Source organism: Pandoraea capi (genome assembly GCF_902459735.1).
Taxonomy (GTDB): Bacteria; Pseudomonadota; Gammaproteobacteria; order Burkholderiales; family Burkholderiaceae; genus Pandoraea; species Pandoraea capi.
Genome location: NZ_CABPRV010000001.1, coordinates 1 through 20326, shown reverse-complemented (window position 1 = coordinate 20326; position 20326 = coordinate 1). Strand labels below are relative to the sequence as shown.

Annotated in this window: 19 protein-coding genes and 1 tRNA gene; 10 read left to right on the top strand and 10 right to left on the bottom strand. The window is 63.2% G+C overall.

The window, feature by feature from the left end; all coding sequences use genetic code 11:
- Positions 1 to 5: 5 nt before the first annotated feature.
- Complete coding sequence (locus PCA20602_RS00100; protein ID WP_150719463.1) at positions 6 to 1211, top strand: CmpA/NrtA family ABC transporter substrate-binding protein; 1206 nt, start codon at positions 6 to 8, stop codon at positions 1209 to 1211.
- Between the two features lie 75 nt (positions 1212 to 1286).
- Here PCA20602_RS00100 and PCA20602_RS00095 read toward each other — a convergent pair whose 3' ends face one another.
- Positions 1287 to 1574, bottom strand: a complete 288-nt coding sequence (locus tag PCA20602_RS00095; protein ID WP_150719462.1) for a hypothetical protein — start codon at positions 1572 to 1574, stop codon at positions 1287 to 1289.
- A 283-nt stretch (positions 1575 to 1857) separates the two neighbouring features.
- Here PCA20602_RS00095 and PCA20602_RS00090 point away from each other — a divergent pair, with 283 nt between their 5' ends.
- Complete coding sequence (locus PCA20602_RS00090; RefSeq protein ID WP_150719461.1) at positions 1858 to 2256, top strand: GFA family protein; 399 nt, start codon at positions 1858 to 1860, stop codon at positions 2254 to 2256.
- A 48-nt stretch (positions 2257 to 2304) separates the two neighbouring features.
- On the opposite strand, the gene PCA20602_RS00085 is transcribed toward PCA20602_RS00090, so the two are convergent.
- Positions 2305 to 2646 (bottom strand): zinc ribbon domain-containing protein YjdM, encoded by a 342-nt coding sequence (locus tag PCA20602_RS00085; protein WP_150719460.1) that lies wholly within the window; start codon positions 2644 to 2646, stop codon positions 2305 to 2307.
- Between the two features lie 204 nt (positions 2647 to 2850).
- On the opposite strand from PCA20602_RS00085, the gene PCA20602_RS00080 reads away from it, so the two are divergent.
- Positions 2851 to 3255 carry a hypothetical protein gene (locus PCA20602_RS00080; protein WP_150719459.1) on the top strand — a complete coding sequence of 135 codons (405 nt, stop codon included), beginning with the start codon at positions 2851 to 2853 and terminating at the stop codon, positions 3253 to 3255.
- Positions 3256 to 3279: 24 nt separating this feature from the next.
- Here the strand turns inward: PCA20602_RS00080 and PCA20602_RS00075 are convergent, their stop codons facing one another.
- From PCA20602_RS00075 to PCA20602_RS00065, 3 genes are read right to left on the bottom strand one after another with little or no spacing between them, the layout of a single operon-like run.
- Positions 3280 to 3801 (bottom strand): phage tail protein, encoded by a 522-nt coding sequence (locus PCA20602_RS00075; protein WP_150719458.1) that lies wholly within the window; start codon positions 3799 to 3801, stop codon positions 3280 to 3282.
- A gap of 12 nt (positions 3802 to 3813) precedes the next feature.
- A complete protein-coding gene (locus PCA20602_RS00070; RefSeq protein ID WP_150719457.1) occupies positions 3814 to 4347 on the bottom strand; it encodes a phage tail protein in 534 nt (177 codons plus the stop codon).
- 9 nt (positions 4348 to 4356) lie between these two features.
- On the bottom strand, positions 4357 to 4905 hold the full coding sequence (locus PCA20602_RS00065) for a phage tail protein (protein ID WP_281354611.1): 549 nt from the start codon (positions 4903 to 4905) through the stop codon (positions 4357 to 4359).
- 680 nt (positions 4906 to 5585) lie between these two features.
- On the opposite strand from PCA20602_RS00065, the gene PCA20602_RS00060 reads away from it, so the two are divergent.
- Positions 5586 to 11213, top strand: a complete 5628-nt coding sequence (locus tag PCA20602_RS00060) for an IPT/TIG domain-containing protein (protein ID WP_174980666.1) — start codon at positions 5586 to 5588, stop codon at positions 11211 to 11213.
- Positions 11214 to 11324: 111 nt separating this feature from the next.
- On the opposite strand, the gene PCA20602_RS00055 is transcribed toward PCA20602_RS00060, so the two are convergent.
- Positions 11325 to 11840, bottom strand: coding sequence for a PaaI family thioesterase (locus PCA20602_RS00055; RefSeq protein ID WP_150719455.1), 516 nt, complete (start codon positions 11838 to 11840; stop codon positions 11325 to 11327).
- Positions 11841 to 11919: 79 nt separating this feature from the next.
- Here PCA20602_RS00055 and PCA20602_RS00050 point away from each other — a divergent pair, with 79 nt between their 5' ends.
- The 3 genes from PCA20602_RS00050 (at position 11920) to PCA20602_RS00040 (ending at position 14709) form a co-directional block, all read left to right on the top strand.
- Positions 11920 to 13317 (top strand): aminotransferase-like domain-containing protein, encoded by a 1398-nt coding sequence (locus PCA20602_RS00050; protein WP_150719454.1) that lies wholly within the window; start codon positions 11920 to 11922, stop codon positions 13315 to 13317.
- Complete coding sequence (locus PCA20602_RS00045; RefSeq protein ID WP_150719453.1) at positions 13314 to 13634, top strand: phospholipase D-like domain-containing protein; 321 nt, start codon at positions 13314 to 13316, stop codon at positions 13632 to 13634. Before PCA20602_RS00050 ends, PCA20602_RS00045 begins: the two co-directional genes overlap by 4 nt.
- Before the next feature lie 106 nt (positions 13635 to 13740).
- Complete coding sequence (locus tag PCA20602_RS00040; protein ID WP_150719452.1) at positions 13741 to 14709, top strand: bifunctional helix-turn-helix transcriptional regulator/GNAT family N-acetyltransferase; 969 nt, start codon at positions 13741 to 13743, stop codon at positions 14707 to 14709.
- A 112-nt stretch (positions 14710 to 14821) separates the two neighbouring features.
- Here the strand turns inward: PCA20602_RS00040 and PCA20602_RS00035 are convergent, their stop codons facing one another.
- The gene (locus PCA20602_RS00035; RefSeq protein ID WP_150719451.1) at positions 14822 to 15460 is read right to left on the bottom strand and encodes a cysteine hydrolase family protein; all 639 of its coding nucleotides are present in this window, start codon (positions 15458 to 15460) and stop codon (positions 14822 to 14824) included.
- Positions 15461 to 15648: 188 nt separating this feature from the next.
- On the opposite strand from PCA20602_RS00035, the gene PCA20602_RS00030 reads away from it, so the two are divergent.
- Positions 15649 to 16476, top strand: coding sequence for an AraC family transcriptional regulator (locus PCA20602_RS00030; RefSeq protein ID WP_150719450.1), 828 nt, complete (start codon positions 15649 to 15651; stop codon positions 16474 to 16476).
- Between the two features lie 82 nt (positions 16477 to 16558).
- On the top strand, positions 16559 to 16984 hold the full coding sequence (locus PCA20602_RS00025) for a cupin domain-containing protein (protein ID WP_150719449.1): 426 nt from the start codon (positions 16559 to 16561) through the stop codon (positions 16982 to 16984).
- A 176-nt stretch (positions 16985 to 17160) separates the two neighbouring features.
- Here PCA20602_RS00025 and PCA20602_RS00020 read toward each other — a convergent pair.
- Positions 17161 to 17237 (bottom strand) — tRNA-Met (locus PCA20602_RS00020).
- A gap of 180 nt (positions 17238 to 17417) precedes the next feature.
- A complete protein-coding gene (locus tag PCA20602_RS00015; protein WP_150719448.1) occupies positions 17418 to 18146 on the bottom strand; it encodes a transporter in 729 nt (242 codons plus the stop codon).
- Positions 18147 to 18476: 330 nt separating this feature from the next.
- Here PCA20602_RS00015 and PCA20602_RS00010 point away from each other — a divergent pair, with 330 nt between their 5' ends.
- The gene (locus PCA20602_RS00010; protein WP_150719447.1) at positions 18477 to 18935 is read left to right on the top strand and encodes a metal-dependent hydrolase; all 459 of its coding nucleotides are present in this window, start codon (positions 18477 to 18479) and stop codon (positions 18933 to 18935) included.
- A gap of 23 nt (positions 18936 to 18958) precedes the next feature.
- On the opposite strand, the gene PCA20602_RS00005 is transcribed toward PCA20602_RS00010, so the two are convergent.
- The gene (locus tag PCA20602_RS00005; RefSeq protein ID WP_150719446.1) at positions 18959 to 19969 is read right to left on the bottom strand and encodes a serine/threonine protein kinase; all 1011 of its coding nucleotides are present in this window, start codon (positions 19967 to 19969) and stop codon (positions 18959 to 18961) included.
- Between the last annotated feature and the right edge of the window lie 357 nt (positions 19970 to 20326).

Sequence of the window (20326 nt, the reverse complement as noted above, 5' to 3'; positions counted from 1 at the left end):
TGCTCATGTCGACATCATCGAAGTTGGCTTCCGACGTGCCGCCGTCCGACGAGATATCGGATGGGGTACCGGAGAAGCGTCATTTGCGCGTGGGGTTCGTCGCGCTGTCGGACGCGGCGCCGCTGGTCGTGGCAAAGCGTCTGGAACTGGGCCACGAGCATGGGCTGACGCTGGAGTTGAGCCGTGAGGCGTCGTGGGCGGCCATCCGCGACAAGCTCATCACCGGTGAGCTGGATGCGGCGCATTCGCTCTACGGGCTGGTGTATGGCGTGCAACTGGGCATTGGCGGCCCGCGCGAGGACATGGCCGTGCTCATGGTGCTCAACCGCAACGGGCAGGCGGTGACGGTGACGCCGTCGCTGGCCGATGCGATCTCCGAGACCGGAGATCTGCGCCGGGCGCTGGCGTCGCTCGGGCGCAAGCCGGTCTTCGCGCAGACGTTCCCGACGGGCACCCACGCGATGTTCATGAACTACTGGTTCGCGGCGCAGGGTATCGACCCGCTCACGGACATCACCAGCATCGTGATTCCGCCGGCGCACATGGTGGCGGCGATGGAGGAGGGCGGGCTGGACGGCTTCTGTTGCGGCGAGCCATGGCACGCCGTGGCGCAGGCACGCGGGTTGGGACGCACGGTCACGGTGTCGAGCGACATCTGGCCGAATCATCCGGAAAAGGTGCTCGCCTGCCGGCGGGACTTCGTCGCCCGCTATCCGAACACGGCGCAGGCGCTGGTGCGAACGCTGCTGAGCGCCTGCCGGTGGCTGGACATGCCGGGGCACCGGGCGGAAGCGGCGGGATGGCTGGCGGAGCCGGCGTGGGTTGGCGCGCCGCGCGACCTGATCGCCGCGCGTTTGCTGGGCGATTTCGGACGTCTGTCCGGTCGTCATGCGTTGCTGGCGGTGAGCTTCTTCGATGAGGGCGTGGTGAATTATCCGCATCCGTCGGACGGGATGTGGTTCGTCTCGCAATATCGTCGCTGGGGGATGGTCGGCGAGGCGGCGGTTGCCGGGGCGGCAAGCACGGCGGCGGCGGTCAGTCAGACGGCGTTGTTCGAGGCAGCCGCGCGGGCGGAAGGGGTGCCAGTGGTGGCTCGCTCTGCGGCCCAGACGCTATGTGACGGCCGGGTGTGGGATGCTACCGTGGCTGCCGATCTGGCGGGCTACGTCGACGGGTTCGCGATTCGGGCGAAGTCGGCGAATTTACGCTAATCAGTCGGCGACGCGCTAACGGCAGAGCATAGACGGCGCCCGGCGAGCGCCGGACCGCCGTGGGGAAACGTCGAATTACTGGGCGAAGGCGTCGCAATCGGCGCCGCCACGAGCCAGGCAGGCGCGCAGCGCGCGTTCGCGATGGCGGTGATGCATGTTCAGGTGGTAGACGAGGGCGAGCAGCACGACCTGACGCGATACATTCGCGAAGACCGGTTCGAGGCCGGCGGCGCGAGCGAGTTCGCGGCGCAGGACGGGGTGCAGGCAGGCGAGGGCGAGGATCGCGAAGGACCCGGGCACTGCGAGAAACGCGGCTAACGCTATCTTCTTTTTCATGGCCGTCGATGTGTGGTTGGGCGTCATGGAGACGCACCTGGCGGAGACGGTTGGGGTTCTGAAATCGGAAACCGGCGCACCTGTGTGCGCCGGTTTCGTCATTTTGGCGGGCGTCTCCTCCCGTCTCACTGCATGTGTGACAGTGTAGGGATCCGCCGCAATCCGATAAACGCCCGAAACTGAAAGCCTCTGTTGCGCAAAGTGGAGGGAATCGGTGGGGCGGGGACGTTAGCGGGCGTCGGGCGTAAACTTCCGGAGATTGGCGCGAGCGGCGTCGCCCCCCTTTTTCCGCGTTTCGAGGAGTCTGCCGATGTCTGTGCTTCAGGGAAGTTGTCTGTGCGGGACCGTCAAGTTCGAGATTCGCGGGCCGATGGTCAAGTTCAGCCATTGCCATTGCAGTCAATGCCGGAAGGGACACGGCGCGGCCTTTGCGAGCTATGGTCGGACGAGGCGCACGGATCTTCACATTCTGGCGGGCCGGGAGAGCATCAAGGCGTATGCGTCGTCGGAACGGGCGCGGCGGGAATTCTGTGTGCACTGCGGTGCGTCGCTGTTCTGGTCGGGCAATAGCGACGAGCTGGCCGAATGGATTGCCGTGGCGCTCGGGACCATCGATACCCCTTTTGCCGCGCCGGGGCAAAAGCATCTTCATGTGGCGTCGAAAGCGGCCTGGTACACGATCGAGGATCATTTGCCGCAGTTCGATTGAGGCGGGACAGCCGGCGACGTACCCCCGGCCATCCGCCTGGGGCGGTGCTTACGCTTTCTTGACGAACTCCGTCTTCAGGCTCATCGCGCCGAAGCCGTCGATCTTGCAGTCGATGTCGTGATCGCTGTCCACGAGGCGGATGTTCTTCACCTTGGTGCCCATCTTGATCGTGCCGCCAGAGCCTTTGAGCTTCAGGTCCTTGATGACGGTGACGGTATCGCCGTTTTGCAGAATTGCGCCGGTGGCGTCGCGATAGACTCGCTCGGTCGGCTCAGCCGCTGCGTCCGCCTGCGTTGACCATTCATTGCCGCATTCCGGGCAAATGCACACTCCCGCATCTTCGTAGGTGAATTCGGAGTTGCATTTCGGGCAAGGGGGCAATGCGCTCATGGGGAGTTCCTGGAGTGAAGGCGTTAAGAGCGCGAGAGTATAGCGTGCGTCAGGTCGAACCCGTTTGCGCTGGCTCAAATGCAAAGAGCGTCGCAGCCCTCGCCGTCGAAATCCCTAATGGATCGGAGGCATCACACGGGCGATACTGGTTTGGCCGATAATGGGCGCCACGCCCGTTCCCCCAACCCTTACGCTGTCCCTGTCATGGCTGCGGAGATCCAGATCCTCATTCGTACGGAGTGCCCGCCCGGTGCCTGCACCTGTGAGCGCGAGGTCCTGTTGCAGGACCCGAATGGCGACCGGCGCATTCTGATGCTCACGCAGGCCGAGGAGAAGCGACTGGTGGCCCGCATCGAGGCGGCGACGAGCTATGCCGATCTCCGGCATCTTGCGAAACGGATCTACGAGCAACTGGGCATTGAGTTGCAGATCGGTCCCGGCTCGAACGAAGTCCGCACGGTGAGCGGCTTCGATATCCATCTGGAAGAACGCCCGGGCCTGTGTCGCAAAACCCGGGCGTCCATTCCTGCGGCCGTGCGCCGATGTCTCAAGGAGCGTCCAGAGATCGCCTACGAAATCCTGAACGCCCACGATCTGTTCGGCAACTGAACGTCACGACCGTGGGCGTCGATCTTACGGACGCGGCGGAAACTCCCCATATTGCACCGCGATGCAGAAATTCATCGGCAGGAACGGTTGCATGTTGTTGTGCGAGCCACCGCTGCCGACGACGCTAATCGCCTGTGGTGAGAGCGCGACGGGCGACTGCAACGCCGTGTCTTCGAGATAGGTATTGTTGCCCCCCGCGAAGAATCGCATCGGCAGACGGTCGCCCGGCGTCAGCGACGACGGTCGCCCACCGTTCACATAGGCCGTATGCGTGTGCATCGGGACCTGTGTGTCGTCCAGCGTCACGGTCTCGCTACCCTGACGCTTGTACATATCGGTCGGCACTGTCATGCCTTGTACGATCTGGCCGCGCAGATCGGGGACCGCGAACGTGAGTTTGCCGTCACCGCCATACAGATTGCCGATCACCGCGAACAGTGTCGGAAACGTGCGGATCTGGAGTAACGAACCGTCGCAGAATGCCCAGCCGTTCGGTGCAAAGTTGCAGGCGAAGATGCGCACTTCGCCAATATAGTATTCATCCATGGTTTGCTCGGGTCAGCCTTGCGACGGATAAACGCCTTCGACCGCAATGATGTAATTCATCGTCACGGTTGGCATGATGTTGGCGTGCGCAGCAGGGGCCGCGCTGCCGGAGGGCGCGATGGCCTGGGGAGATAACGCCGCTTTGCCCGTGGGGTTACGGGCGCCGTTGTCGTAAAAGTTCTCCTTCGTCACCGCGAGCAGGAGATCGCTGGCGGGCGTCGCCGATGTCGCATCGCTCGACGTCGCATTGATCACGTGCGTGTGTCCCGGCATTTCCTCCGGCTTGAGCGTGACGCTAGCGCTGCCGATCTTTTGACCGATCGTGCGCGGGGTCAATCCAGGCGCCTGGCCCATGCCGATCGGCACCTGAGCGCGCAGGTCCGGCAGCGCAAAGTCCGTTTGCCCATTGCCGCCGTAGGTCATGCCGATCAGGGAGTAGAGCACTTCGAAGTCGGAAATGTTGACCTTCTGTCCATTGCAAAGCATCCAGCCGACGGGCGCGTAGCTGCCGGCGAACAGGCGAATCTCGCCAATGTACGGTGTCATGTCGAACTCCTAGCTGCGCGAGGGGTAGATGCCGTTGACGCAGATCATGTAGTTCATGACCAGCGACGGCTGCATGTTGTTGTGGCCCAGAGCGTCGCTTGTCGTGCCGCAGGCTTCCGGGGATTCGGCCGACAGCGTGCTCGACGTGACCGGACCGTAGAGCAACGGACCGTCGGTCGTTTGGCCGTCCTTCACATTCACGCTCTTGGCGAGCACCCGGTTCTTGTCCGGTCCCGCCACCGGTTGCGTGGCGCCGATCGAGGCAGTGTGGAATTCATGTGTGTGCGCCGGAATCTGTTGCGCAGTCAGAGTGACGGTCTCCGTACCGTTCGGAACCCCTTGTTCATATTTGCCGGGCTGCCGGTGCATCGCGACGCGCCCACGCAAGTCCGGTAGTCGGAACGTCGTTCGGCCGTCTCCTCCGTATTGCACGCCAAGCAACGAATACAGCGCCTGATTGACATTAACGTTCATGTAGCGCCCGTCGCACGGCAACCAATCGCGTGGAGACATGGCGAACGAGAACAATCGTATTTCCCCGAGATATGCTTCTTCCACTGGTCTTTCCTCGTTAAGTGGCGACGCCACGATCTTTGATTTCTTATTGGCGCGAATTGTGCCATCTCAAACCAAACTTTCAAATTTATTTTGAAGTCCTTCGGGTTTTCAAATTTTATAAAACGATCGTTTGAAGTATGGTTGTCGGTGATTTGAGCGCCAATATTTATAAGGAATTACCCTAATAAAGGTTGATTGCAGAGAGGATGGGAAGAACATTGCTTGACGGAGATTTCATGGTTCTTTTAACCTTCGCCAACAAAGCAAAGCTGGTTGGTTAGTACAAAAAAGCATTAATAAAAAATACCGAAAAATATGGTAGGCAAATGCTGCTGGCTATTTCGGTGGTTGAGGTGGTGAAAATAACAATGGAGTTCCGGCCGATCGTTCGGTTGGGGTTCGGGGGCCATAGACATGAAGCGCGAGTGCTTACGGGGTAGTTCCGCAACGATGCGGCAGTTGGGTAGCCAGACATTCATCGACCCGCCACGGTCACTGCCACGCCAGATGCGCGTGGAAACTTCCTGAGTTTTCCTTTTCGTTCGTTTCGTCGACGTCGCTGATGCGCCGCGATTGCGCGCGTGACGTGCGACACGGTCGGTGGTCTGTTCTCGCTTTTGCCCGTTCTCGTCATGTTCCCAGGTATGAATGCCCCCAGCGCGGCCTCGCGCGTCTCTCATATGCGCTCAGGTCTGTGTGCCGTCGGGTTCCATTGGTTGCGCGCGCTGGTCGCGCTGGTGCTGTTCGGCTTTGCGTCGTCAGCCATGGCTGCGGTGTGCTACACGTGGAATGCGGGGCCAGCCGGTGCAAGTTCTTACACGCTGTCGACACAAACCACGGCGGGGTTCCAGAATTGCGACCCGTTTTACGGGAACTTCAATGACGGCGGCATTTATTCGGACGCGAGTCAGGGGACGTCTGATATTCCTTCGTCAACCGGAGACGGTTCCAAGCTAAAGATCGATACCAACGCTGTCCCCGAGGACGTCGTGGTTTTCACGCCGAGCCCGACGACGACGCAGACGCAATGGACTTTCACGCTGTATGGCAGCGATGGAAGTTCCAGAGAGCTTGTCATCAACCGGGAGCGCGGTATTCCGGCAATCTCAGGCATTTCGCCTTCCGTTCGACCTTCTGCCACTGGTGGTTCGGTAACCCTCACCGGTACCAACTTCGTCAACAACGCAACGGTGACGTTCGGCGGAACGGCTGCTACCGGGGTGACGGTCGTCAGCCCCACGCAGATCAATGTGACGGCGCCGGCGCACACCGCCGGCGCCGTTGATGTCGTCTTGACCACCTCCGGCGGTTCGTCAACGGCGACCGGCGCGTTTACCTATCTCCCGACACCCGTCGTGACGTCCGTGTCGCCAACGCAAGGATCGACGGGCGGTGGCAATAGCGTGACGATCAACGGCACCGATCTCGGCGGGGCGACTGGCGTGACCATCGGCGGCAATGCGGCGGCGATCACCGGGAACACTGGGACGCAGATCACGGTGACCGCGCCGGCGGGAACTGCGGGAATGGTCGACGTTCTGGTGACGACGGGCGGCGGCACGAGCGCCGTCAGCGCGTCGGCGAAGTACACCTATGTCAATTCGCCTACCGTGGCATCGGTGACGCAGAACGAGGGGCCGCTTGGCGGCGGCAACACGGTCACCATCACGGGCACCAACTTCGTGGTCGGTTCGACCACGGTCAGCTTCGGCAGTACCCCGGCGACGGGCGTCGTCGTGAACAGCACCACTTCGCTCACGGCCACCGTTCCGGCAGGCGCAGCGGGCACCGTCGACGTTTCCGTCACGACCGCTGCGGGGACCAGCGCGACCGTGCCGGGCGACCGCTATACCTATCTCGCGACGCCGACGCTGTCGGCCGTCTCTCCGGTTGCCGGGCCGACTGGCGGTTCGACATCGGTGGCATTGACGGGCTCGGGATTCACCTCGGGCATGACCGTGACGTTCGGCGGCACGTCGGCATCCGGCCTCGTCGTGAACAGTGCGACGTCGGCGAGCGTCAACGCGCCGGCGCACGCTGCGGGCAGTGTCGATGTCGTGGTGAGCACGGGGGGCGGCAGTGTTACGCTTCCCTCCAGCTACAAATATGTGGCCGCGCCGACGGTGACCGGCATCCTCCCGCCCACGGGGTCGGCGTCGGGCGGTACGGCCGTGACGATCAACGGCACGAACCTGAGCGATGTCACGGACGTCAAGTTCGGCGCGACGAGTGTGGCGTTCACGGTCACCGGCCCCGGCTCGATTACCACGACGTCACCCGGCGGGACCGGGATCGTGGATATCACGGTGACGTCGCCGGGCGGCACCAGTGCCACGAGCGCGGCCGATCAGTTCACGTACATCCCCGGACCGACGGTCTCGTCGATTTCACCCACGACCGGTCCGGCAGCGGGCGGCACCAGCGTGACGATCACCGGTGCGAATTTCACGGCGGCCTCGACGGTGGCGTTCGGTTCCACGGCCGCCACGGGCGTCACCTTCGTGAACTCGACCACGCTCAATGCCACGGCGCCCGCTGGGACCGGCCCCGCCGATGTCCGTGTGACGACCGCCAACGGCACCTCGCCAATCGTGGCGGGCGACGTATTCACCTACATCGCGGCACCCACCATCACCTCCATCTCGCCGACAAGTGGTCCGGGGGCTGGCGGCACGACCGTGACGATTAACGGTACAGGCTTCACGGGCGCGACGGCGGTGACTTTCGGGGGAACAGCGGCCACGACGTTCAATGTGACCAGCAGCACGTCGATGACCGCGCAAGCGCCCGCAGGGACGGGCACGGTCGACATTCGTGTGACGACGCCGGGCGGCACGACCGCAACGAGCGCTGCCGACCAGTTCACCTACGTCGGTGCGCCGAGCGTGACGTCGATTTCGCCGACCGCTGGCCCGACGGCCGGGGGCACGACCGTGACCATCAACGGCACCAACCTGTCCAACGTGTCGGGCGTGAAGTTTGGCGCGACCAACGCGATTTCGTTCAGCCCCGGTACGGGGACGCAACTCACCGCCATCTCGCCGGCTGGCGCGGCCGGTGTGCTGGATGTGACGGTCACCACGCCGGGCGGAACGAGCGCTACGGGCGCTGGCGATCGGTTCACGTATGTCGCCGCGCCGACGGCCGCGCCTGTCTCGGTGTCGGTGCCGTTCAACAGCGCTGCCGTACCCGTCAACGTCGACCTGTCGAGCGGCGCGAGCGCCGTGACGCTGGTGAGCGTCGGCACAGGTCCGTCGCACGGACAGGCAACCGTCAGCAGCAACACCTCGCTGACCTACCGGCCCACGGCGGGGTACTCGGGCACCGACTCGTTTACGTACACGCTGACGAACGTCGGCGGCACGTCCACCGCCGGTACGGTGTCTGTCACCGTCGGAACGCCGACCATCACGTACTCGCCGCCGTCCACGTTGCAGGCGAGCGTGGGCGCGTCGTATTCGTCGACGGCACTTGCTGTCGCCAGCGGCGGCTCGACACCGTATAGCTATTCCATCACCACCGGACACCTGCCGCAGGGCCTGACACTCGATTCGAGCGGCACCCTGCATGGCACGCCGACTTCCGTCGATGTACAGGACATCACGGTGACGGCTACCGATAACACGACGCCCGGCGGTCCTTACTCGGCGACGAGCGGCACGATCCGGATCACCACGGTCGCGCCGACGATTGCGTTCAGCACCACGTCGCTGACGGCGGTGCCCAGCGGCACGGCATATAACCAGTTGGTCACGGCATCGGGCGGGACCGCCCCCTATACCTACTCGATCGTCGGAGGGAGTCTGCCGCCGGGTGTCACGCTGAACACCGCGACGGGGGCGATCACGGGCGATCTGAAGAATGTCGGCGGCTTCACGTTCACGCTGCAAGCGAAGGATGCGAATCAGTTCCCCGCGCAGGTCGTACTGACCCTTCAGGTCACGGCGCCGGTGCTGGCGGTCACCACGACCGCGCTGACCGATGCCGCCGTCGGAACGACTTACACCCAGACGCTCACCGCCTCGGGCGGCGTCACGCCCTACACCTTCACGGCGACTGGATTGCCGGCCGGCCTGAGCGTGACGGGCAACGCGATCTCCGGCACACCGACGCAGACGGGGACGTTCACGGTGATGGTCCGCATGACGGACAGCACGGCAGGGGTTGGCGCGCCGTACTTCGTCGACAAATCGCTGTCGCTGACGGTGAATGCCTCGCCGATGACACTCTCGCCGTCGACGCTGACCACGCCGGTTGCCGGGCAAGCCTATACGCAGACGCTATCCGCCTCGGGGGGCACGGCGCCGTATCGCTACACCGTCACGAGCGGGACGTTGCCGGCAGGGCTGACGCTCGATCCGGCCACGGGGATTCTGAGCGGCACGCCCACCTCGACCGGCGCCAGCAATTTCACCGTCACTGCGACGGATTCCAGCACCGGTCCCGGCACGCCGCTCACGGTAGCGAAGATGTTCGCGTTCAACATCACCGGTCAGGTCGCTTCGGCCCCGGCGGTGCAGACACAAACGCTGTCGAACGCCCCGTTGCGCATTCGTGCGACGGCCAATGCCGTGGGCGCACCGTTCACGCGCATTGCCATCGCCACGCCGCCGCAAAGCGGTACGGCGGTCGTGGAGGGCGAGGACATCATCTACACGCCGACGGCGAACACCAACGGCGACGTGACCTTCACGTACACGCTGACGAACGCCGTGGGCACGTCGGCGCCGATCAGCGTGACGGTGTCGGTGAAGGCCGTGCCGGTCACGGCGGCCTCGCTCGAAGCCTCGGTGGCGGCGAACGGGACAGCCGATCTGGACATCACGACCGGCGCGACCGGTGGTCCATTCACCGGGGCCAACGTCGTATCGATTTCCCCGGCGAATGCGGGCACCGTCACGATCATCTCGACGGCCGCAGCCACGCCTGCGGCGGCCGGCGTGGCGCGCGCGGCCGCTGCGCCCACGGGCAACGTGTACACCTTGCGCTTCGTGCCCGCTGCGGCGTTCGCCGGCATGGCGGTGATCACGTACACGATCTCGAACGCCAATGCGACATCCGCGCCGGGCACGGTGAAGGTCACCGTCGCGCCGCGTAAGGACCCGAGCACGGACCCGGACGTCACCGGCCTCATCGGTGCGCAGGTCGAAGCAGCGCGGCGCTTCGCCACGACGCAGATCGGCAACTACAACCAGCGTCTCGAAGCGCTGCACGGCAAGGGGCGCGCGCCGTCCAGCAATGGACTGAACGTGGTGCTGCCGTCTTCGGATCGCGGCAGCAGCCGGGATCTGTCGCGTTGCCAGGACATCGCAGGCATTACCGATCGCGACGCCTGTCTGCGCGGCGAAGTCAGCCCGACGGCACTGAGCAAGGCCAGGAGTCTCGACGTGCGCGACAAGAGCGTGGGCGCGAGCGGTGTGGCGACCGGCGAGTCGGGCGACGGTCCGAACCTGCCCGGCGTGGGCGCGGGAGACGACCAGCGCTTTGCCTACTGGACGGCCGGCACGGTGGACTTCGGTTTCGCCAACACGGCGGCCCAGCGCTCGGGTTTCAAGTTCACGACCGGCGGCGTGACGATGGGGGCGGACTATCGCTTCTCGGACCAGTTCTCGCTCGGCGCGGGCGTGGGCTACGGTCATGACGCCACGGATATCGGCAGTTCAGGCACGCGAAGCACGGGCGACAGCTACAGCGGTGCGATCTATGCGAGCTTCCGTCCGTTGCCGACGTTGTTCGTCGACGCCGTCGCGGGCTACGGCACGCTCAGTTTCGACTCGCGCCGCTGGGTCGTCGATGCGAACGACTTCGCCACCGGCAAGCGCAACGGGCAGCAGTTCTTCGGCTCGTTGTCGGCAGGTTATGAATACCGCACCGACGATTGGCTGTTCTCTCCGTACGGCCGTCTGACGGCGTCGCGCTCCACGCTCGATCAGTACAGCGAATCGGGCGCGGGATTGAATGCGCTCACGTACTTCAAGCAAAACGTCAACACGCTGTCGGGCACGCTCGGCGTGCGCGCGGGCTTCGCGAAAGCGACGCGCATCGGCACCTTCTCACCGTATGTTCGCGTGGAGTTGCAGCACGATTTCAACGGTCAGAGCCTTGCCGGGCTGGCCTATGCCGATATCGCGTCGAGCGGGCCGGTGTACTTCGTGCCGGGCAGTCCGTATGGCAGCGATCGCGTGCAAGTCGGGGCGGGGACGAAACTGCGTACCGGTGTGCTCGTCTTCGGGCTGGACTACAGCGTGACGACCGGCATGGGCGGCTTGCAGCAAGGGGTGCGGCTGACGTTCTCCGCGCCGTTCTGAGGCAGTGGTCGTCACTGCCGGGGCTTCTGACGCTTGCGCGTCGACATGACAATGGCCCGCCGGTCGAAAGATCGGCGGGCCATTGGCTTATTGGGCGACGCTGATTGTCCTCTATCGTCCCTTCGCGTGGTCGCCGCGCAGTGTCATTACGGCGCTGTCGATGCTCGCCACGATCTTCCCGTCGTCGCGCTTGATGTCGCACTGATAGTGCGAGACGGTGCGCCCCCGGTGGGTCGCCCAGGCGTGGGCGAGGAGCCGGGCGTCCCAGACCGGGCGCAGAAACCTGGCCTTGAGATCGATCGTGGTGAACGTCTCGCCGTCGGCCATCAGGGTGGAATGGGCGGTGCCGATGGCGGCGTCGGCCAGCTCGCACAACATGCCGCCGTGCACGGTGCCTTGCTGATTGCCGTGCAGTTCGGCCCGGGCATGCAACTCGATGACGGCTGACGCTTCACCGATCTCCACGATACGAAAGCCGAGGAATTGCGAGATCGCTGTCGGGTAACGCATGTGGATCGTCTCGTCACCGCGCAGTGTGCCGTCGAGCTGACGTCGCAGGTAGTGCAGGACCGGGAGGGATTCGGCGGGGTCCCGAGGCGGGGAAGGCTGAGCGGGCAGGGAGGGCATGACGGTCTCGGTTGGGGGTGGCTCTACGCAGTGTCGCCGTCTACAATCGGACAATCAAGAAATTGTCCTACGTACAGTGATGACTGACGCATCCTCCCCGTCTCCCGTTGCCCGGCTCGTCGAGCGCTTGTCCGACGATATTCGCCGTGGCGTGCTGCCACCGGGCATGGCGTTGCCGACGCATCGCAAACTCGCTCTCCAGTACGGCATTGCCATCGCGTCGGCCACCAAGGTCTACGCGAAGCTGCGTGAGCTGGGGCTGGTCGTCGGCGAGGTCGGGCGAGGGACGTTCGTGCGCGATCGACCGATGCAGCGTGAGTGGGATGTCGACGACGAGGCTCGGCTGAGTTCGAGCGCGGTGGATCTGTCGTTCAACCATCCGTCCTGGCCGGAGCAGAGCGAGCTGTTGCGCGCGACGCTGCGCGAACTGGCGACGGCGGGGGATCTCAGCGCGCTCATGCGTCAACAGCCGCCGGGCGGGCGTCAGCACGAGCGGGAGATCGTCGCATCGTATTTGCGCGACGTTCGTGGCATCGAGGCGGAAAGCGAGCGGGTTTTTCTCGTCGGCGGTGCGCAACAAGGGCTCGACGTGGTGGTGCGGGCGGCGCTACGGCCCGGCGATGCGGTGGCTGTCGATGCGCTGACGTATCCGGGATTCAGGATGACGGCGTCGCTCGGGGGACTGGCGTTGAAACCCGTGTCTTATCTCAATGGGGCGAATGGCGGTCATGGTGGTAACGGTGGTAACGGTGGTCATGGCGGCCCGGATCTGGCGGCGCTGGACGCACTTTGCCGTCGGCATGCGATCCGCGCGATCTATACGATGCCTACGCTGCACAATCCGCTCGGCTGGGTATTGAGCGAGGCGCAGCGCCGAGCACTGGTCCAGATTGCGAGGCGTCACGATTGCCTGATCGTCGAGGACGCCACGTATGCCTATCTGGTGGACGATGCCCCGCCGCCCATCGTGACGCTCGCGCCGGAGCGCACGTTTCATGTGTCCAGCGTCTCGAAGAGCGTGGCGACGGGGATGCGATTCGGCTATGTCGTCGCGCCGAAAGCGCATGCGGTGGACGTCAAGCGAGTGATTCGCGCGACTTACTGGAGCCTGCCGAGCATCGTGACGGCGATCGCGACGCGGTGGCTGGCGAGTGGGGAGGTCGAGCGTCAGGAGCAACGGCAGCGCGAGCGCGCGAGGCAGCGGCAAGCGATTGCGCGTGAGGTGCTGCGTGGCATGGCCGTTGTTGCGCATCCGTCGTCGCTGTTTCTCTGGCTGCCGCTGCCGGAAGGCTTGCGCATGGATCAGGTGGCCTCGGCGCTTGCCGCGAGCGGCATCGCCGTGTCGAAGGCGCAGGCCTATGCCACGACACGGCATGCACCACATGCGCTGCGTCTGGGGCTCAGTTCGATGTCCGATGCGCAAGTCGGGCCGGTGCTGGCCGAGGTTCGTGCGGTCATCGACCGTCTGCCGTTATGAAGCGTCGTGGCGTCGACGTGCGGGTGGTCGTCGACAAGAAACGCAACGAAGCGAAGACGAGCCGGGATGCGATGGATTGGGTGACGCGTCAGGGCGTCGAAGTCCGCACTAACGACCGGTTTCACATCCATCACGACAAGACGATCATCGTGGACGGGGCGACGGTGGAGACGGGGTCGTTCAACTTCGCCAAATCGGCGGAGACGGAGAATTCGGAGAATGTCGTCGTGATTCGCGGTATGCCGGACGTGGCGCGGCAATACGTCGAACACTGGCAGTCGCGGTGGGATTCGGGGCGAGCGTACGTCGCGAAGTGATACGCGCAGCAACTTGAGATGTCCGACTTGCATAAGTTGCGATGTGCAACTATATTGGTTGCGTATCGCAACTTTTGCGGTGTTTTCAACTTAAGTGAGGCGTCTCATGGATATCGTCGATCTTCCCGGCAAACCCCGCGACGCGGAGATTCTTGAGCTTCGCGACTTCTCCCGTCGACTGGTTCGCGAACTCGGCTTCATGCGCAACACGCTCGCCGATAGCGACCTCGCACCGTCGGCCGTGCACGCCATCATCGAAATCGGCGCCACGCCGGGGATCAGCGCCAAGGATCTCGGCAATATTCTGCGTCTCGACAAATCGAATACGAGTCGTCAGGTCGCGAAGCTGGAGGCCGGCGGGCTCGTGCTACGCGCGACCGCAAGCGACGACGCACGCGCCTCAGAGCTCTATCTGACCGACGCCGGGCAGAAAGTGCGCAGCAAGATCGATCGCTTTGCGACCGATCAGGTGTCGAGCGCGCTTCGACGCATCGTGCCCTCGGATCAGGCGGCGCTGGTCCGCTCGCTCGCGTTGTATGCCGACGCGCTCGCGCAGGACAACTCGGCCAAACGCGACGCGGACGCCGACATCGCCACGCAGATCACCCAGGGCTATCAGCCTGGGTGCATCGGTGACATCGCGAGTCTTCACGCACGTTATTACGCGGCGCATTGGGGTTTCGGCGCGTTCTTCGAGAAGAAGGTGGCGACAGGGCTGGCCGAGTTTGCCGGCGCGTTGCCCTCGGACGGCAAAGCGCTGTGGCTCTACGTCGAGAACGGACGAACGCTGGCGTCTCTCGCCATCGACGGCAATCTCGAGACGGGGGTGGCTCACCTGCGCTGGTTCATCGTCGACGACGTGCTGCGCGGCACGGGCGTGGGGCGACGTCTGATGTCGAACGCCATGGCCTTCGTCGATGCGCGTTTTCGCGAGACCTATCTGTGGACGTTCAAAGGCCTGGACGCGGCGCGCCATCTGTACGAGTCGAATGGCTTCTGTCTCACGGAGGAGTTCGAGGGGGATCAGTGGGGCAGCAAGGTCACCGAGCAGCGGTTCACGCGCACGAAAGGCTGACGAAAGGCTGACGAAAGGCTGAGGCGTCGGGGAGACGACGAAAGCAATGGCGGGAGTGAGACAGGGCGCGCGCATGACAACGCAGGCGACACCGATGCCAGGGCCGTGACGCTTATTCTTCGCGGGTTCGACGAAGCAACGGCAGCATGTCTGCGAGCGTAAGCACCGTGGACCGGGAATCGAAGGCCGTGGCGAACAGGCGGTCGTGTGCAACGGTGTCCGGATCGAAACAGCAGTCTTTCACGGTGAAAAGACGGTAGTCGGCGTCGCTCGCGTAGGCAATCGTCGAGAGCATGACGCCAGTCGACGCGATGCCCGCCATGATCAGCGTATCGATGCCGCGCGCCGCAAGCTGTGTCTGCAAGTCGGTGCCGAAGAATGCGCTGGCACGATGGGCAAGAATGCGCGGCTCATCCGGACGCCGTCCGAGTTCGGGACAGATCTCGTCGTCGACAAACAACCCGAGCCGTTTGACGCCTTGCCCATTCCGGTTCATCGGACTGACTTCCGGGTAGCCGCGGCTGAAGTGGAATTTGACGAAGAAGACATCGATACCCTGATCGCGGGCGGCATCGCACAGCGTGCACGTGTTGGCCAGCAGTGTCGGGGCGACCGTCGGGAACAACGCAAGAATGTCGGTCTGGTAGTGCATCACGAGCAGCGCCGTTCTCGCGGGGACGATTGTCGTGCTGAGCGCGTCGTAGGGATCTGCCGTCGAATCGACGGGCGTGCGTTCGATGGAGGACGGCATGAGGATTCGCGGTGACGGGGGGATGGGGCGACTCTAGCATGATGTTGGAGGCTTCATGCGTTGTGCGATGTCGTGACCGGGCTGATGCGTCGGGCAGGGCTGATGGCCTCGCCGTTCGTCTGTAAAATCAGGCGCTAAGTTGCGCGTCACGCCGACGCGAACCCCATTCACTCTTTTGGTGACTTGCGATGGCCCGAAGCACCGCATCCAAACGTCCGGACTGGGTCATTCGTGCCCAGCCGACAGAGGGTGTCGAGCGCATCGAGGCCTGGTTTCATGGCAAAGCGTATGCCATGCATCGCCACGATACGTACGCGATCGGTCGTACGATTGCCGGGGTGCAGAGCTTCAGCTATCGACGTAGTCGGCGCGACAGCATGCCGGGTAACACGATCGTGTTGCATCCCGACGAAGCGCATGACGGCCAGGCAGGCACCGACGAGGGCTTCCGCTATCGCATGATTTACGTGGATCCCGCACTTTTTCAGGACGTATTGGGTGGCAGTGGATTACCGTTTCTCGAAGGCGGGGTGACGACCGACCCCCGTATCGCGGCCGCAACGGAAGTCTTGCTCCAGCACGTCGACCATACCGTCGAACCACTTGAGCAGAATGACGCGCTGGCCGAGCTGGCGCATGCGCTAGCCGCTGTCGCGGGTGCGCCGCGCGCGCGAGGAAAGGGGGATTATTTTGCCGCCTGTCGTGCGCGCGATTATCTGCGCGCGAACTTCACCCGCGTGGTCACGCTCCCGGAGTTGGAGGTGGCCACAGGCCGGGACCGCTGGAGTCTCTGTCACGATTTTCGGGCGTTCTACGGCACGAGCCCGTATCGCTACCTCACCATGCGCCGACTCGATGCGGTGCGACGCATGATGCTCTGCGGCGTTTCGCTCGCGAGCGCGGCAGCAGACGCTGGCTTTGCCGATCAAAGCCACATGACACGTCACTTTCTGAAGACCTTCGGCGTCACGCCGGGACGCTGGCTCCAGATCATGGCCAGCGTGCGTCGCGGTTGAAACACTCCCCCAAGATCGTTCAATACAGCGCTCCAGCGACTACGTATTCTCGGAAGGACATCTACACCGAACGGAGAGAACGATGTCTGCATCACCGAATCCCGGCACTGCACCTACCGCACGCGGACAATGCGAGGCGATTGACCTGACTGGCAAGATCGCATTGATCGACGGTCACTGGCAGCCGCGTGTGGTCGCGGAAATGAACGATTACCAGTTCAAGGTCGTGAAGATAGAAGGCGAATTTGTCTGGCACCAGCACAGTGACACGGATGAGACGTTCGTTGTGCTGGACGGCGAATTGAGGATCGACTTTCGCGGCGGCCCTTCGGGCGATGGCTCGATCGTGTTGCGTGCCGGACAGATGGCTGTCGTTCCGAAAGGGATCGAGCACAAGCCCTGCGCACAAGGCGAAGTGAAACTGCTGCTGGTCGAACCACGAGGGGTGCTCAATACCGGGGACGGCGCAACCAATGAGCGCACGGTGCAGAACGATCAGTGGATTTGAGGCCCCGCTGCCGAAACATGGGCGAGAGGATGACTGAAGGGAATCTGTCGGTAGCGTGATTGACTTGCTGCCGAAGGAGAATGTGAGGCTGGAAATGAAAATGGCCGGCTTGGTAGCCGGCCAATCTTCACTTTTCACTCGTACGCCCGACTTGCTGAGCGACAGTGAATCAAATTTGGTTGCGGGGACAGGATTTGAACCTGTGACCTTCGGGTTATGAGCCCGACGAGCTGCCAGACTGCTCCACCCCGCGTCTGAGGAGATGAATAGTACGGGTATTCCACGCATTGGTCAAGCATTTATGACATTAAATTGAATGCGCTCCCGAAATTCATGCGTGACGTGTGCGTTTTTTAGGTGTCCTGCGCGTGGTCCGACGCGTTGCGTACACCGTCATTGTCCTGTCTATTCATATAGATAGAGATCTCCGACGTCACCAGCGAATCGTGACCCCAGCCTGAACCGAATGGGAGAGCGATGCCGGATTCAGGCCGCGCTTGTAGCCGACGTCGAGGTCCAGATCCTTCGTGGGGCTGTAGATGGTGCCGATCAGGGCGTAGGCGGGTTTCGTCTGTGTCGTGCTGTCGGGGTTCGTGGCGAGTCCGATGTCGCCAACGAGTCGCAGGGTATCCGTCACACTGAAGATTACGGCCGTGGATACGTTCCACAGGCTCTGACGGTTCCCGATGCTGTTGTTATTCCATGTGTAGCCGGCGTTAGCGAGCAGCGTCCATCGGTCGACGTTGTATTGCATGAGCAGGTTCGCTCCCGTCGTGGCACGCCCGTTGCCGAGCCCACGGTCCTGACTCGCGGTCGGGAGCGTGATGAACGGCTTGATACCGATGCTCCACTGCTCACCTTCGAGAAAGCGCCATTTGGCTTGCAGTTGCAGATCCGTGAAACCGCTCGTCCAGCCGTCGCCATCGGGACGTGAGCGTTGATACGGTGCCTGAATAGCGATGTCGAGCGTCGGCAGCACGCCGTACGTCAATGTGTTGGTCCACTGCTGCTGGCGCGACGTCGGCTGCGTGAGCCATTCGCTATTGAGTTCGAGCTGCCAGTTGCCGGTGTCCTGCGTGCCGGTGTCGTCCGTCACGAGAGGATTCGTGGCATGGGCACTGAGTGGTGCGATTGCGGCGGCGAGAATCAGAAACTTCTTCATCGAATACTCCTGCGAGGGCCCTGTTCTTGTCGGTTTGGATTCGCCTGGGTGCGGGCGCCGGCGATCGGACGACAATCCGGCCGGATTTCATGGGTCGAGCGGATCGTAAATTCCGGATATGACACCGTCAATCGAATCGCAACGAAAGGCGGCGGAAAGTGTCGTATTTGCCGCTGTGGCGATGAGGTCTGTGACGACGGCATTGCGTGTCGACGCCCGATGTGGTGACGCCGGAGCTTTTTGTGTGAGCTTCGTTCGATGTGCGGTGATAGACTTCGGCCCCCTTTTTGCGCAGATGCGAAGCCGTTTGCGCGTGTCGACAAGTCTTTCATGCAAGCCAGAAGTCATCTCATATTCGGTATCGGGGCCACGTGGCTGATGCATCGCACCGGTTGGGCCGCAAGTGTTCATGCATGGCCGTTGACGCTCGTCGGCGCGTTACTGCCCGATATCGATCATCCGAAAAGTCTGTTGGGGCGTCGTGTGGCGCCGTTGTCGCTGGCGATCTCCGGATTGTTCGGCCATCGCGGCATGACGCATTCGCTATTGATGCCGGCGCTCGCGATCGTCGGTTGTCTCTATGGATGGGGCTATGTCCCGGCGTGGATGCTCGCGCTCTGTGCCGGCTACTTGTCGCATCTGCTGGCCGATTGGCTGACGCCCTCGGGCGTGCCGCTATGCTGGCCGCTTCGGACACGCTTTCGCTCTCCGCTCTATGTCACGACGGGGTCCGCCGCCGAGTGGTGCGTGGCGGCAGCGCTCGCGTTCGCCATGTGGCGATGGTGGTGAGTGGGTTCGAGGTGAGCGGCCTGTCAGCGCCAGGTGAGCGGAGGTTCGTCCATCAACGCCACTTGCTCGCGTAGCTCCAGAATGCGGTCCTGCCAGTAGCGCTGCGTGTTGAACCACGGGAACGCGGCGGGGAACGCCGGGTCGTCCCAACGGCGTGCGAGCCAGGCGCTGTAGTGCAATAGGCGCAGCGTGCGTAGGGCTTCCGTCAGATGCAACTCGCGCGGGTTGAAGTCGGCGAAGTCTTCATAGCCGGAGAGTACTTCGTCCAGCTGGACGGTCATCTCGGCGCGGGTGCCGGAGAGCAGCATCCATAGGTCTTGCATCGCGGGCGCCATACAAGTGTCGTCGAAGTCGACGAAGTGCGGGCCGGCGTCGGTCCACAAGACGTTGCCGCCATGACAGTCGCCGTGCACGCGCAGGCGTTTGACGTCTCCCGCACGTTCGTAGGCGCGAGCGATGCCGTCGAGCGCCAGATCGACGATGCTGCGCCAGGCGTCACGCAGATCGGATGGGATGAATCCGCTCGTCCACAGATAGTCGACGGGCGCGCGGCCGTAGGTATCGATATCCAGCGTGAGGCGATGGCGGAACGGTTGCGTCGCGCCATGTGCGTGGATGCGTCCGAGGAAGCGGCCGAGCCAGTTGAGGGTGTCGGGGTCCTGAAGCTCTGGGGCACGACCGCCTCGACGGGGGAATAGCGCGAAGCGGAAGCCCTCGAAGTGATGTAGGGTCCGGCCACCGATCTCCATGGGGGCGACGACTGGGATTTCGTTTTGCGCGAGCGACTGTGTGAAGGCGTGCTCTTCGAGGATGGCGTCGTCCGTCCAGCGTTGAGGACGGTAAAACTTGGCGATCAGCGGGGGACCGTCCTCCATCCCTATCTGATAGACGCGATTCTCGTAGCTATTGAGGGCGAGCAGACGCCCGTCGCTATAACTCCCGAGTTGCTCGACAGCGGTAATGACGGTGTCGGGGAGCAGGGCGGCGAACGGATGGGCGTGCCCGGAGACGTCGTTGGGAAGGTCGGTGTTCATGGACGCTATTGTGCCCAAAGGCGATGGCGTCGGTGTGGCGTTCTTCTGTCTATAGGGACGAGGCAGTGAAGAGACGTGACGTCGCGTGGTCGAATCGAAGGAAAATGCGCGGTCTTCAAAATAGTTTCACAAAGTGCTTGCGCGTCTTCGAGAAGGTCATTAATATCTCGTCTCTCGCAACGACAGCGACGCAGCGAAAGCAGCGACGAGGTTGAAAGCGACGGGCTGAAAAGCCCGGTGGTTAGTGGTTTTGGAGCTTGTGAGTCGCTACGGCGACGAACGAAAAGAGCGAAAAAAACTGTTGACGACGACGAGAAGCTGCGACATAATCTCACTTCTCTGCTGCTGATGCAGCGA